Origin of the sequence: Pseudoxanthomonas sp. LH2527, from assembly GCF_022539275.1 — a bacterium.
In the GTDB taxonomy this organism is placed as follows: domain Bacteria; phylum Pseudomonadota; class Gammaproteobacteria; order Xanthomonadales; family Xanthomonadaceae; genus Pseudoxanthomonas_A.
This window is the reverse complement of record NZ_JAKZBW010000006.1, coordinates 51,989-66,474: the sequence shown is the minus strand read 5'-3', so window position 1 is coordinate 66,474 and position 14,486 is coordinate 51,989. Positions and strand designations below refer to the sequence as shown.

Below are 14,486 nucleotides of genomic sequence, written 5' to 3'. Positions count from 1 at the left end.
CCGCCCGCGCTAGCACGATGGTCTCCACGCGAAGGCCCTCGATGTACGGCGGATACTTCATGCCTGGGTTGTGTGGCAAGTCAATCATCCCGCCGATACGTCAGGGATGTGATCTGCTCCGAGATCAACCCGATCAGGAAAATGATCACCGCTGCGCTGAACAGCAATGCGCTCATGTTGGTAAAGCGCCCTTGAGTGGCATAGGTGAACCCGTAGTACGCCAGTGCAGTGAGGAAGAACACGCCGGCCGTCGGTGCGAAAAGCTTCAAAGGCGAATACAGCGTGGCGATCTTGAAGATGATCAACAGAAACCGGACGCCATCGCGGAGCGGCCGGATATGGCTCTTGCCCAGGCGCTTGGCCACGGGAATCGGCAGATAGGCCACCGCGTAGGCGCTGCGGAAGAACGCCATGGTGCTGGTGGTCGGATAGCTGAAGCCATTGGGCAGCAGGTGGATGAACTCCCGGAACTTCTCGGCCCGCACCACGCGGAAGCCCGAGGTCAGGTCCTTCACGTCGAAGCCCGTCATGCGGCTGGCGAGCCAGTTGTAGAAGGCGTTCGCCGCGCCCCGGTGCACGCCGGCCTGTCCCGACCAGTCGCGTGCGCCGACCACCATGTCGTAGCCCTCCTCCAGCTTCGCCAACAGCGCGGGGATGCAGGCGGGATCGTGCTGGCCGTCGGCATCCATGAAGACGAGGATGTCGCCCTTCGCCGCACGTGCCCCACGCTTGATGGCTGCGCCGTTGCCCATCGAATACGGCGAGGAGAGCACCGTGGCGCCATGCGCCGCGGCAACGGAGGCGGTGTCGTCCGTCGACCCGTCATCGACCACAATGATCTCGACACCCGGCAGGCAGGCGCGCAGCGCCGGCAACGTCCGATCCAGGCCGCCGGCCTCGTTCTTGGCGGGCAGGATGACGGAAATGGTCATGTTTGGTCCTCTTTCGGACTAGGTTAGCCGGAAGCCCGACCCCGAGAAAGGGCTCACCACGGGTGGCAATGCCGCCCTCATCGCTCGCCCCCCATGGAAGGACGATATGCATCACAGTTCTTCACGCCAATCGTCGATGCTACCCGCACACGTGCTCAGGCACCGCTCTCCCATACCGCCCTGGGATTAGGCACGTTTCCTGCTTTAATGTACGAAGACTTGTTTGCCCGGATGTCCTCATGAACGCAGTCGCCTCCCCCAACCTCGTCGGCATCACCGGCCTTGCCCGTCGCCTCGTCCAAGACGGCGCCCTGGACGAGGCCGCCGCCCGCGCGGCGATGAACAACGCCACCGACGCCAAGGTGCCGCTGCCGCAGTGGATCTCCGAGAAGCGGCTGGTCACGGCGCCGCAACTGGCGGCCGCCAACGCCATGGAGTTCGGCATGTCGTTGCTGGACGCGTCAGCTTTCGACCCCAGCCAAAGCGCGCTCAAGCTGGTCAGTGAGGAACTGGTGCAGAAGCACCAGGTGCTGCCGCTGTTCAAGCGTGGAGGCAAACTGTTCGTCGGCGTATCCGACCCCACCCGCAGCCACTCAGCGCTGGACGAGATCAAGTTCCACACCAACCTCATCGTCGAGCCGATCCTGGTGGACGAAGACCAGTTGCGTCGAACGCTGGAGCATTGGCAGAACGCGTCCAACAACATGGCCAGCAGTTTCGGCGATGAAGACGAAGGTTTGGACAACCTGGACGTGGAGGCGGGCGACGAGGACGCCGGCGGCGACAGCGGCGTGGACAGCAAGGGCGACGACACCCCGGTGGTGAAGTTCGTCAACAAGGTGCTGGTGGATGCCATCAAGCGCGGCGCGTCCGACATCCACTTCGAGCCCTACGAGACCGATTACCGCGTGCGCCTGCGCGTGGATGGCATCCTCAAGCAGGTGGCCAAGGCGCCGACCAAGCTGAAGGACCGCATCGCCGCCCGCCTGAAAGTGATGTCGCAGCTGGATATCGCCGAACGGCGCGTACCGCAGGACGGACGCATCAAGCTGAACCTCTCGAAGACCAAGCAGGTCGACTTCCGCGTCAGCACCCTGCCCACGCTGTTCGGCGAGAAAGTGGTACTGCGTATCCTGGACGGCAGCGCCGCCAAGCTTGGCATCGAGAAGCTGGGCTACGAGCCGGACCAGCAGAAGCTGTTCGAGGACGCCATCCAGAAGCCCTACGGCATGGTGCTGGTCACCGGGCCGACGGGCTCGGGCAAGACGGTCAGCCTGTACACCGCGCTGGGCATCCTCAACGACGAGACCCGCAACATCTCCACCGCCGAGGACCCGGTGGAAATCCGCCTGCCCGGCGTCAACCAGGTGCAGCAGAACACGCGTCGCGGCATGACCTTCGCCGCCGCCCTGCGCAGCTTCCTGCGCCAAGATCCGGACATCATCATGGTCGGCGAGATCCGCGACCTGGAAACGGCCGAGATCGCCATCAAGGCAGCGCAGACCGGCCACATGGTGCTGTCCACCCTGCACACCAACGACGCCCCGCAGACCATCGCGCGACTGATGAACATGGGCATTGCGCCCTACAACATCACCAGTTCGGTGACGCTCGTCATCGCGCAGCGACTGGCGCGCCGGCTGTGCGCCAAGTGCAGGCGTCCCGTCGACCTGCCCCCCAATGCCCTGGTGGCCGAAGGCTTCAGCGAGGCCGAAGTGCAGAGCGGCTTCACCGTCTACGAGGCGGTGGGCTGCGACGAATGCACCAGTGGCTACAAGGGCCGCACCGGCATCTACCAGGTGATGCCGATGAGCGAGGCCATCCAGGAGATCGTGCTGGAAGGCGGCAATGCGCTGCAGATCGCCGAGGTGGCGCAGAAGGCCGGCATCCGCGACCTGCGCCAGTCCGCCCTGTTGAAGGTGCGCAACGGCATTACCAGCCTGGCCGAGATCAACCGGGTGACCAAGGATTGAGGACCGGCGGCGGGCTATCCCATCCGCCATGTCCCTCTGCCGGGGAGCTCTGAATGAGAGATCCCGTTCGTGGTGAGCCTGTCGAACCACACTCGTCGCGAGGCATCGACGGCACCCAATCTCCGTGCCCGCTCCTCCCGCATGCCGCGCTCCACGCACTGACACAAGGCAAGGGAACGAACCGGAAGGCCTCCTTTCCGCTGGCGGGCCAGGCGGCACGGCCCCAACCCGGCCATATCACCGAAACCCGGCCCCCGTCACAGGCACGACGCTTCCATTGGGCCGATAACCGGCTACCATGCGGCATTGACAGTCCGGGTGGGGAAATCCGGACAGGGGACTACCGATGGCCGTGACCCGCTCCGCCGCTAAGACCGCTACCGCGCCCGTGCGCGAGAATCCGCTGAACCTGTTCGTCTGGGAGGGCACCGACAAGCGCGGCGTCAAGATGAAGGGCGAGCAGTCAGCGAAGAACGCCAACTTCCTGCGCGCCGAGTTGCGTAAGCAGGGCATCACGCCCAGCGTGGTCAAGGTGAAGCCGAAGCCGTTGTTCGGCGCGGCCGGCAAGACCATTTCCCCGAAAGAGATCGCGTTCTTCAGCCGTCAGCTCGCGACGATGATGAAGTCCGGCGTGCCGATGGTGTCGTCGCTGGAGATCATCGAAGGCGGCCAGAAGAACCCGCGCATGGGCAAGATGGTGCAGCAGATCCGCTTCGATATCGAAGGCGGTTCGTCGCTGTACGAGTCGATCAGCAAGCATCCGGTGCAGTTCGACGAGTTGTACCGCAACCTGGTGCGCGCGGGCGAGTCGGCGGGCGTGCTGGAAACGGTGCTGGAGACCATCGCCAGTTACAAGGAAAACCTGGAAGCGCTGAAGGGCAAGATCAAGAAGGCATTGTTCTATCCGACCGCCGTGATCGCGGTGGCGATCCTGGTCTGCGCGGTGATCCTGATCTTCGTGGTGCCCACGTTCGAAGAGACGTTCGCGAGCTTCGGCACCGAACTGCCCTACTTCACCCAGTTGGTCATCGGGATGTCGCGCTTCATGGTCAGCTGGTGGTGGCTGATCCTCGCCTTGGTCGTGGCTGCTAGTTTCCTAGGCATGTACATGTTCAAGCGCTCGCCCGCATTCCAGCATGCGCTGGACAAGGTGATCCTGCGGGTACCCGTGATCGGCCAGATCATGCACAACTCCGCCGTGGCGCGTTTCGCCCGCACGACGGCCGTGACCTTCAAGGCCGGTGTTCCGCTGGTGGAGGCCCTTGATACCGTGGCCGGCGCCACCGGCAACTCCGTCTATGAGAAGGCCGTGCTGCGCATGCGCGACGACGTGTCGGTGGGTTATCCGCTGAACATGGCGATGAAGCAGACCCAGCAGTTCCCGCACATGGTGGTGCAGATGACCGCCATCGGCGAGGAAGCCGGCGCGCTGGACACCATGCTGTTCAAGGTCGCCGAGTACTACGAGCAGGAGGTCAACAACGCCGTGGATGCGTTGTCCAGCTTGATCGAACCTTTCATCATGGTCATCATCGGTGTGCTGGTAGGCGGCCTGGTGGTAGCGCTGTACCTGCCGATCTTCAAGGTCGCATCTGCTGTGGCCGGCTGATACGTGGCATTTCTCGATCAGCACCCCGAACTGGGGTATCCGGTGGTGGCAGGCCTTGGCCTGCTGGTGGGCAGCTTCCTCAATGTGGTCATCCTGCGGCTGCCGCGGCGGCTGGAGTGGGAGTGGAAGCGCGACGCGCGCGAGGTGCTGGAGGAGCCGGAGCTGTACGATCCGCCGCCGCCCGGGATCGTGGTGGAGCGCTCGCATTGCCCGCACTGCAAGACCGCGTTGTCGTGGTACGAGAACATCCCGCTGTTCAGCTGGCTGGCCCTGCGCGGCAAGTGCCGGCACTGCAAGGCGCCCATCTCGCCGCAGTACCCGATCGTCGAACTGCTGACCGCCCTGCTGGCGGTGGCGTCGGTGTGGCGGTTCGGCTTCGGCTGGCAGGGCTTCGGCGCGGCGCTGCTGAGCTGCTACCTGGTGGCGTTGAGCGGCATCGATCTGCGCACGCGGCTGCTGCCCGACCAGCTGACCCTGCCACTGATGTGGCTGGGCCTGATCGGCAGCCTGGACAATCTCTACATGCCGGCCAAGCCTGCACTGCTGGGCGCGATTGCGGGCTATGTCTCGCTGTGGCTGGTGTGGTGGCTGTTCAAGCAGGTCACCGGCAAGGAAGGCATGGGGCGCGGCGATTTCAAGCTGCTGGCCGCATTGGGTGCCTGGGTCGGACTGAGCGGCGTGCTGCCGATCATCCTGATTTCCTCCGTGGTCGGCGCCGTGGTCGGCTCGGTCTGGCTGGGCATCAAGGGCCGCGACCGCGCCACGCCGATCCCGTTCGGCCCCTACCTGGCCATCGCTGGCTGGATCGTCTTCTTCTGGGGCCAGCAGATCGTCGACGCCTACCTGCGGTTCGCCGGGCTGAAGTGATCCACGCGCGGGTTCGTGCGTGATGCCCTGCCGCATAATCGGCCCATGAGCGATTACTTCATCGGACTGACCGGCGGCATCGCCTCGGGCAAGAGCGCGCTGGAGAAAGCCTTCGCCGCGCACGGCATCGTCGTGGCCGACGCCGACCTGCTGGCGCGCGAGGTGGTCCAGCCGGGCACGCCCGCGCTGGCCGCCGTGGTGGACCACTTCGGCAGCGACGTGCTGCAGGCCGACGGCCAGCTCGACCGCGCGGCCCTGCGCGTGCGCGTATTCGGCCATGACGCGGAACGGCGCGCACTGGAAGCGATCGTGCACCCCGCCATCCGTCGGCGTCTGGAAGCGATCTGCCGTCAGGCCGCCAGCCCCTACGCCATCGCGACGATCCCACTGCTCGCCGAAGGCGGTGGACGCGCGGCCTATCCATGGCTGCACCGGATTCTGGTGATCGATACGCCCACCGACGTGCAGAAGCAGCGGCTGGTGCAGCGCGACGGCATTGATGCCGCGCTGGCGGAGAAGATGATGGCCGCCCAGGCCTCGCGTGCCGACCGGCTGGCGCTGGCAGACGATATCGTCGTCAACGACGGTGAGATCACCCACCTGCAACGCGCGGCCGATGACCTGCACCGGCGCTATCTGGCGCTGGCGGCTTCGATGCTGTCCGTCTGAGCCCAATGGAAGACTGAGAACATACGTCGAGGCGCCCGCCCTTGAATGCCGTTCGTGGTGAGCCTGTCGAACCACGCTTTTCGCGGCAAAGCAGCACAGTCATGATCCCCGTGCCCCTGCAAAGAGCGTGGTTCGACAAGCTCACCACGAACGACAGCCGGCTGCTCAGACTGCCCGCGCCGGCCATAACCCCCTGATCGCCGCGATCCCCTGCGCACCCTGCCGGCGGGCATCGGCGATGTGGTCGGTCGTCATGCCGCCGATCGCGTAGAGCGGCAGCGATCCGCCCTCGCGCAGGCGGGCGAAGCCCGGCCAGCCCAGCGGCTCGCCGTCCGGATGGCTGGGGGTCGAATGGACACTGCCCAGCAGCGCGAAGTCGCAACCCAGCGCCTCCGCCTGCTGCAGGTCGGCCGCCGTGTGGCACGACGCGGCGACCGGCAGTCCGTCCGGCAGCGGCCGCGCGCCCAGTTCGACCAGCTGTGCTGCGCGCAGGTGCACGCCCACCTGCAGGTCGCGGGCGAGACCGATGTCGCCGTTGAGCAGTACCTCGGCATCGGCGGCGCGGCAGCGCGCGACCGCCTCGGCCGCGAGTGCGCGCCACGCGTCGCCGGACAGGTTGCGGACGCGCACCTGTACCCGTCGGATGCCCTGTGCCAGCGCCTGCTCCAGCGATGCCAGCCAGCGCGCCGGATCCTCCGGTTCCGGCGTGACCAGGTAGCGGTCCGGCTGCAGCAGCGCCGCGACTACCGGGCGGTCCGCCGGCGGCATGTCGTAACGCGTCAGCTTGTCCGGCGCGACCCAGGCCAGCGCCTGGCCTTCGTGCCCGCGCGGCGTACCCTCCCATCCGGTCAGGTGCCGCACTTCCAGGCACAGCCGCTTGTCGGGGTACTGCTGCGGGACGCTGATGAGGTGCTCGCCGACGCGGGCCTCGATGCCGAGTTCCTCGCGCAGCTCGCGCACCAGCGCGTCTTCGGCGGTTTCGCCGGGCTCGAGCTTGCCGCCGGGAAACTCCCAGCGCCCGGCCAGGTCGCGCCCTTCGGTGCGGCGGGCGAGCAGGATGCGGCCGCGCGCGTCGGTGATGACGGCCGCCATGACGTGGATGGAGCGCAACGGAGTGGACATGGAGGAAGCTTGCCGGGAACCGGCAGGTAGACGCAAATAGTCCGGGTGTCTTCGGCGGCCACAACGAAAAAGCCGCGCATCGCGCGGCTTTTCCGGTCACCGGCGATGGCGGTACGTCAGGCCAGCTGGCCGTGGCAGTGCTTGAACTTCTTGCCGCTGCCGCAGGGGCACGGATCGTTGCGGCCGACCTTGGGTGCGTCGCGGTGCGCAGGCATCGGACCGGACTGCACGTAACCGCCCTGCGCCGCGGCGAGGCGCTGCGCCTCCTCGGCTTCCTCGTCGGCGCTGTAGCCGCCGGCATCCTGGTGCTGGAACTGCATCTGCCGCGCCTGCGCCTCGGCCATCGCACGCTCCTGCGCCTCCAGCGCGGCGACTTCCTCCTCGCTGCGGATGCGCACGCGCGACAGCAACGTGACCACTTCGCTCTTCACCCGCTCCAGCATGCTGGAGAACAGCTCGAAGGCTTCCTTCTTGTACTCCTGCTTGGGCTGCTTCTGTGCGTAGCCGCGCAGGTGGATGCCCTGGCGCAGGTAATCCATGCGCGCCAGGTGTTCCTTCCAGTTCTTGTCGAGCACGGTGAGCATGATGTGCTTTTCCAGCGCACGCATGGTTTCGTCGCCGATCACCGCTTCCTTGTCGGCGAAGTGCTTGTCCATCGCCTCCTGCACGCGGCGCTCGATGGTCTCGGCGTCCAGTTCCTCGGCGTCCTCGCGCCAGCGCGACACGGGCAGGTCCACGCCCATTTCCTCGCCCAGTTCGCGCTCCAGGCCCTGCAGGTCCCACTGCTCGTCCACCGAGTTCATCGGCACGAAGCGCGCCACCGTCTCGGCCACCACGTCGCCGCGGATGCCGTCGATGTTGTCCTTCACCGAATCGGCGTCGAGCAGTTCGTCGCGCTGGGCGTAGATGACCTTGCGCTGGTCGTTGTTGACGTCGTCGAAGTCGAGCAGGTTCTTGCGGATGTCGAAGTTGTGCGCCTCGACCTTGCGCTGCGCCTTCTCGATCTGCCGGCTGACCAGCTTGTCCTCGATGACGTCGTCTTCCTTCATGCCGATCAGCTTCATCGCCTTCTGGACCCAGTCCGAGGCGAAGATGCGCATCAGGTTGTCTTCCAGCGACAGGTAGAAGCGGGACGAACCCGGATCGCCCTGGCGGCCGGAACGGCCACGCAGCTGGTTGTCGATGCGGCGCGATTCGTGGCGTTCGGTGCCGACGATGTGCAGGCCGCCGGCGGCCTTCACTTCGTCGTGGCGCTTCTGCCACTCGGCCTTCACCGCGGCGCGATCGGCGTCGCTGGCGTCTTCCGGCAGCGCTTCGTACTCGGCTTCCAGCGACCCGCCCAGCACGATGTCGGTACCGCGGCCGGCCATGTTGGTGGCGATGGTGATCGCACGCGGGCGACCGGCCTGCGCGACGATGTGCGCTTCGCGCTCGTGCTGCTTGGCGTTGAGCACTTCGTGCGGCACGCCGGCCTTGGTGAGGAAGTCGGACAGCATTTCCGACGTCTCGATCGAGGTGGTGCCCACCAGCACCGGCTGGCCGCGCTGGTAGCAGTCCTGGATGTCGGCCAGCACCGCCTTGAACTTGCCCTGCCGGTTGAGGAACACCTGGTCGGGCGAATCCTTGCGCACGGTGGGGCGGTTGGTCGGAATGACGATGACTTCCAGGCCGTAGATGCTCTGGAACTCGAAGGCCTCGGTATCGGCCGTGCCGGTCATGCCGGACAGCTTGTTGTACATGCGGAACAGGTTCTGGAACGTCACGCTGGCCAGCGTCTGGTTCTCGCGCTGGACCGGCACGCCTTCCTTCGCCTCGACCGCCTGGTGCAGGCCATCGGACCAGCGGCGGCCGGTCAGCGTGCGGCCGGTGAATTCGTCGACGATGACCACTTCACCATCGCGCACGATGTAGTCCACGTCGCGCTGGTAGATGGCGTGCGCGCGCAGCGCGGCGTTGAGGTGGTGCACGACGGACAGGTTGTTGGCGCCGTACAGCGGCTCTTCCTCGCTGATGATGCCGGCCTGCAGCAGCAGTGCCTCGGCGTGCTCCATGCCCGCTTCGGACAGGTGCACCTGCTTGCCCTTCTCGTCGACCCAGTAGTCGCCCTCGGCTTCCTCGCTCTCCTGCTTCACCAGCTGGGGCACGATGCGGTTGACGCGGATGTACAGCTCGGGCGACTCGTCGGCCGGACCGGAGATGATCAGCGGGGTGCGGGCTTCGTCGATCAGGATGGAGTCGACTTCGTCGACGATGGCGTAATGCAGGCCGCGCTGGAAGCGGTCGGCGCGCGACATGGCCATGTTGTCGCGCAGGTAGTCGAAGCCGAATTCGTTGTTGGTGCCGTAGGTGATGTCGGCGGCATACGCGGCGCTCTTGTCGCCATGCGGCATGCCCGGGTAGACCACGCCGACGCTCAGGCCCAGCCAGTTGTACAGGCGGCCCATCCAGGCGGAGTCGCGGCGGGCCAGGTAGTCGTTGACGGTGACGACGTGCACGCCCTTGCCTTCCAGCGCATTGAGGTAGGTCGGCAGCGTGGCGACCAGGGTCTTGCCTTCACCCGTGCGCATTTCCGCGATCTTGCCCAGATGCAGCACCATGCCACCGATCAGCTGCACGTCGTAATGGCGCATGCCCAGCACGCGGCGGCTGGCCTCGCGGCAGACCGCGAAGGCTTCGGGCAGGATCTTGTCGAGCGACTCCCCGCCGGCGATGCGCTGCTGGAACTCCGGCGTCTTCGCCTTCAGCTGCTCGTCGGTGAGCTTCTGCAGCTCTGCTTCCAGCGCGTTGATCTTGTCGACGGTGCGGTGCAGCTGCTTGAGCAGGCGCTCGTTGCGGCTGCCGAAGACACGGGTGAGCAGGTTGTTGATCATGTAGGGAACCGGAAAGGAAGGGAACGCCGGGGCGGCGCAGCGTGTGCGGCCCCAAAACGAAACAGGGCGCAAGGCGCCCTGTCTGGCAACACCGTATTGTAGCTTGGGGCGCCGCCCGGGGAATCAAGGCGGGCCGTCAGACCACCCGGTCCCGGATTGGTTCCGCGCGATCAGCCGCGCTTGACCTGGCCGACCGGCGTGGGGCCTTCGCCCAGGAACTTGCGCGGATTGACCACGCGCCCGTTCTCCCACACTTCGAAGTGCACGTGCGCACCGGTGGAGCGGCCGGTGGAACCGGCCTTGGCGACTTCCTGGCCCACGCGGACCAGGTCGCCGGCACGCACGCTGAGGCGCGAGTTGTGCGCATAGCGGGTGACGTAGCCGTTGCCGTGGTCGACGTCGATGACGTTGCCGTAGCCGCCCTTCACGCCGGCGAAGCTCACCACGCCATCGGCCACCGACAGCACGGGATCGCCCACGCGCGCCTTGAAGTCGATGCCCTTGTGGTTCTGGCCGCCGCCGCCGAACGGATCGGCGCGACCGCCGAAGCCGGAGGTGATGTAGCTGTTGGCGATCGGCATGCGGCCGGGGGTCGCATTGCGGTCCAGCTCGCGGTTGAACAGCAGCGCTTCCAGGACGGAGAGCTGGCGGCCGGAGGCGGCGAACTGCTGCTCCACCTTGTCCACGCCGTCCTTCAGGTCGGCCGGCTTCATGTCGTAGGACACGTCGTTGCCGCCCACGCCCACCGGCTCGTTGAAGTCGAATTCGCCGTCCTGCAGCTGGCCCACGCGGGTCAGGCGCTCGCCGAGCGCATTCAGGCGGTTAGCCTGGGCCTGCAGTTCGCCCAGGCGCGCGGCCATGGCGTTGATTTCCTGCTGGGCGCCACGGCGGACCTGCTCCAGTTCGGCGTGCTGCCGCTCGGCGCTGGCCTGCAGCAGCGACACCTGCGCCATGCCGGCGGCACTGCGTCCGGCCACACCGACCAGCAGGCCGGCCGCCACCAGCACCGCGGCACTGGCCAGCGGACGTGCGTGGAACGCAAGACGGATGCGGTAGGCGCCGTGGGCCGATGCATGGGCCCACCAGGTACGCGTATTGTTTACGATGGTCTTAAAGCTCATAGATACCGATGTCTGATTCGAAGCCCAAGCCGCGCCGTGCCGGCATCGCGCAACCTGTCTTGCAGGCTGCCCTGACGGATGCCGCCACCGACCCGGTGCGTCGTGCCTTGTGGCTCGACGCCTTGGAACAGCAGCTTCGCCCCTGCCTTCCGCCTGCCCTCGCGCCGCATTGCCGGTTGGCGAACGTGGCGGGCAAGCGGCTCGTTTTTATCGTCGACTCGCCCGTGTGGAACGCCCGGCTTCGCCTGGCGGCACCCGAATTGATCAACGTGGCCCAATCCATCGGACTGGCAGTCACCGAAGTCACCGCCAAGACAAGTCCCGCGCCGCTCTCGAAGCCTGCGCAGCACCCGGTCGTACCCGTATCGGAGGCCTCCCGCAGAGGGCTGCAAGCGGCCCTCGACCTCCTGTCCGAACCGGACTCCGCCGGTGCATCCACCCCTGGGGGCGGTCATCGCAGGGGCCGGAAAATTTGACCCGGCCATCACGAGGGACGGGGCATGGTAGCGGCCACCGCCCGTCGGGGCGTTAGCCAGAAGTTAAAACGGCGTTATTTCGGGACCCAATCCCTGACCGGGTTCACAGTTTCGCCAAGGCGTAACCATTCCCTCACCTCCACGTGACGGGGGTGGGAAACCGGGCGACAACGGATTCACCGTCCCGACGGGACGGGGGTCTCAGACGGCCAGGGCCGGCGCCGCATAGGCGACCGGGGACGGCGCGGCACGGTCCTCGAAGGTCACTTCTTCCCAGGCCGAGGTCTCGGCCAGCAGGGCGCGGACCAGCTTGTTGTTCAGCGCGTGACCCGACTTGAAGCCCTCGTAGGCGCCCAGGATCGGGCGGCCGGCGAGGTAGAGGTCGCCGATGGCGTCCAGGATCTTGTGGCGGACGAACTCGTCCGTGTAGCGCAGGCCGTCTTCGTTCAACACGCGGAACTCGTCCAGCACGATGGCATTGTCCATCGAGCCGCCGAGGCCGAGGTTGCGCTCGCGCATGTACTCCAGGTCGCGCATGAAGCCGAACGTGCGTGCGCGCGCGACTTCGTTGACGTAGGCGCCGGTGGAGAAATCCACTTCCGCCCGCGACTGCGAGGCCGGAATCATCGGATGGTCGAACTTGACGGTGAAGCCCAGCTTGAAGCCGTCGTACGGCTCGAAGCGCGCCACCTTGTCGCCCTCGGTGACTTCCACCGGGCGGAGGATGCGGATGAAACGCTTGGGCGCGTCCTGCTCGGCGATGCCGGCGGACTGGATCAGGAACACGAACGGACCGGCGGAGCCGTCCATGATCGGCAGCTCGGCCGAGGACAGTTCCACATAGGCGTTGTCGACGCCGAGCCCGGCCATCGCCGACATCAGGTGCTCGACGGTCTGCACCTTGGCGCCTTCGCAGGTCAGCCCGGTGCACAGCGTGGTCTCGGTGACCAGCTCGGCACTGGCGGGAATCTCCACCACCGGCGCCAGGTCGATGCGCCGGAACACGATGCCGGTATCCACGGGGGCCGGGCGCAGGGTCATGTAGACCTTCTCGCCGCTGTGCAGCCCCACGCCCGTCGCGCGGATCACATTCTTGAGGGTGCGTTGCTGGGCCATCAAAGGAATTCGCAGGTGGGGGGAACCTGGGCGGGCAGCGAGAATATCACGCAGACCACTGAATCTTAACGGAAGAACCGGTCTGTCCCACCCTTGCAACAACGCGCTGGTAAGCGCGCCGGGAAAGGGCTGCCGGACCGGCGACGGTCCGGCAGCGAAGGGACATGGCAGTGCGACCACTACATCTACTCCCTCCCCCGTTCACGGTGGGAGGGTCGGGGTGGGGGCAAACCGAAGACCGGAACGTCGGCCCTTCGATGCGTTGCCGAAGATCGTCGGCGGCGCTCGCCCCCATCCCAGCCTTCCCCCGCAAGCGGGGGAAGGGGCACATCACATCAGTCCGCCTGGCGGCGCAGGAACGCCGGGATGTCCAGGTAGTCCGACGGCAGGTCCGCCGCCACCGGCGCGGAGGCCGGTGCCGACGGTGCCGGCGAGGCCGAGCCACGACGCAGGCCCAGGCCGCTGGTGGCGGCGCTGATCGGGTCCATCGAGAAGCCATCGTCGATCGGCATGCCGGTGGTGGCGTCGCGGACCAGCTTGATCGGCGCGCGCATCGGCTCGCGCAGGTCGCCGCCACGGCCGACCGGCTGGCGGGCGGCGTTGCGGTTCAGGCCGGTGGCCACCACGGTCACGCGCACTTCGTCCTGCATGTCCGGGTCCAGCACGGTGCCCACGACCACGGTCGCGTCTTCCGAGGCGAAGCCTTCGATGGTGCGGCCCACCTCGTCGAACTCGGCCATGGTGAAGTCGGGGCCGGCGGTGATGTTGACCAGGATGCCGTTGGCGCCGTTGAGGTTGACGTCGTCCAGCAGCGGGTTCTGGATGGCGGCCTCGGCGGCGGCCTGCGCGCGGTCGTCGCCGCGTGCCGAACCGGTGCCCATCATGGCCAGGCCCATCTCGCTCATCACGGTGCGCACGTCGGCGAAGTCGACATTGATCAGGCCCGGGCGGACGATCAGGTCGGCGATGCCCTGCACGGCGCCGAGCAGCACGTCGTTGGCGGCACGGAAGGCCTGGATCATGGTGGCGTTGCGGCCCAGCACGGTGATCAGCTTCTCGTTGGGGATGGTGATCAGCGAGTCGCAATGGTGGCTCAGCTCCTCGATGCCCTTCAGCGCGACCTGCATGCGGCGGCGGCCTTCGAATGGGAACGGCTTGGTGACCACGGCGACGGTCAGGATGCCCATTTCCTTTGCCAGCTGCGCGACGACCGGCGCCGCGCCGGTGCCGGTGCCGCCGCCCATGCCGGCGGTGATGAACACCATGTCGGCGCCGTCGAGGGCGTCGATGATGCGCTCGCGGTCTTCCAGCGCGGCCTGGCGGCCGACTTCCGGATTCGCGCCCGCGCCCAGGCCCTTGGTGACGTTGCTGCCCAACTGCAGCTGCAGCTTGGCGCCGCAGTTCTTGATCGCCTGCGAATCGGTGTTGGCGGTGATGAACTCCACGCCATCCACGCTGCCGTTGACCATGTGCGCCACGGCGTTGCCGCCGCCACCGCCCACGCCCACGACCTTGATCACCGCATTCGGGGCCATCTTTTCAACCAGTTCGAAATGTGCCATGTCCTTGTCCTCGTTTATTTAGTTATGTGTTGCTGGGTGGAACGGATACTTCGGTACTACTTCTTGCTGCAAGGAGTGAGGGGAGAGAAGTGAGGAGTGAGCAGAACACCCTCTCTCTCCACGTCGCCGTCTTGCTCTTCTCACTCCTCACTTCTCTCCACTCACTTCT

General features: G+C 66.5%; 11 protein-coding genes. 5 read left to right on the top strand and 6 right to left on the bottom strand.

Annotated features, from left to right (window positions below; all coding sequences use genetic code 11):
• Positions 1–80: 80 nt before the first annotated feature.
• Positions 81–932, bottom strand: coding sequence for a glycosyltransferase family 2 protein (locus tag MMG85_RS05285; protein ID WP_241045072.1), 852 nt, complete (start codon positions 930–932; stop codon positions 81–83).
• Positions 933–1,171: 239 nt separating this feature from the next.
• On the opposite strand from MMG85_RS05285, the gene pilB reads away from it, so the two are divergent.
• From pilB to coaE, 4 genes are all read left to right on the top strand, one after another.
• Positions 1,172–2,905 carry a type IV-A pilus assembly ATPase PilB gene (gene pilB, locus MMG85_RS05280; RefSeq protein ID WP_241045071.1) on the top strand — a complete coding sequence of 578 codons (1,734 nt, stop codon included), beginning with the start codon at positions 1,172–1,174 and terminating at the stop codon, positions 2,903–2,905.
• Between the two features lie 346 nt (positions 2,906–3,251).
• On the top strand, positions 3,252–4,514 hold the full coding sequence (locus MMG85_RS05275) for a type II secretion system F family protein (RefSeq protein WP_241045070.1): 1,263 nt from the start codon (positions 3,252–3,254) through the stop codon (positions 4,512–4,514).
• Between the two features lie 3 nt (positions 4,515–4,517).
• Positions 4,518–5,381, top strand: a complete 864-nt coding sequence (locus MMG85_RS05270) for an A24 family peptidase (RefSeq protein ID WP_241045069.1) — start codon at positions 4,518–4,520, stop codon at positions 5,379–5,381.
• Between the two features lie 45 nt (positions 5,382–5,426).
• Entirely contained in the window at positions 5,427–6,050 is a 624-nt protein-coding gene (coaE, locus tag MMG85_RS05265; protein WP_241045068.1) for a dephospho-CoA kinase, read from the top strand.
• 165 nt (positions 6,051–6,215) lie between these two features.
• Here the strand turns inward: coaE and MMG85_RS05260 are convergent, their stop codons facing one another.
• The 3 genes from MMG85_RS05260 to MMG85_RS05250 all read right to left on the bottom strand — a co-directional run bounded on the left by MMG85_RS05260 (position 6,216) and on the right by MMG85_RS05250 (position 11,163).
• Positions 6,216–7,172, bottom strand: a complete 957-nt coding sequence (locus tag MMG85_RS05260; RefSeq protein WP_241045067.1) for a Nudix family hydrolase — start codon at positions 7,170–7,172, stop codon at positions 6,216–6,218.
• A gap of 116 nt (positions 7,173–7,288) precedes the next feature.
• Positions 7,289–10,042: a preprotein translocase subunit SecA gene (secA, locus tag MMG85_RS05255; RefSeq protein ID WP_241045066.1), complete on the bottom strand. Its 2,754-nt coding sequence runs from the start codon at positions 10,040–10,042 to the stop codon at positions 7,289–7,291.
• A gap of 170 nt (positions 10,043–10,212) precedes the next feature.
• Positions 10,213–11,163, bottom strand: a complete 951-nt coding sequence (locus MMG85_RS05250; RefSeq protein ID WP_241045065.1) for a M23 family metallopeptidase — start codon at positions 11,161–11,163, stop codon at positions 10,213–10,215.
• Between the two features lie 8 nt (positions 11,164–11,171).
• On the opposite strand from MMG85_RS05250, the gene MMG85_RS05245 reads away from it, so the two are divergent.
• Complete coding sequence (locus MMG85_RS05245) at positions 11,172–11,639, top strand: DUF721 domain-containing protein (protein ID WP_241045064.1); 468 nt, start codon at positions 11,172–11,174, stop codon at positions 11,637–11,639.
• Between the two features lie 201 nt (positions 11,640–11,840).
• Here MMG85_RS05245 and lpxC read toward each other — a convergent pair whose 3' ends face one another.
• Both lpxC and ftsZ read right to left on the bottom strand, forming a co-directional pair.
• Entirely contained in the window at positions 11,841–12,755 is a 915-nt protein-coding gene (lpxC, locus tag MMG85_RS05240) for a UDP-3-O-acyl-N-acetylglucosamine deacetylase (protein ID WP_241045063.1), read from the bottom strand.
• Positions 12,756–13,090: 335 nt separating this feature from the next.
• Positions 13,091–14,317 (bottom strand): cell division protein FtsZ, encoded by a 1,227-nt coding sequence (gene ftsZ / locus MMG85_RS05235; protein WP_055940273.1) that lies wholly within the window; start codon positions 14,315–14,317, stop codon positions 13,091–13,093.
• Positions 14,318–14,486: the final 169 nt, after the last annotated feature.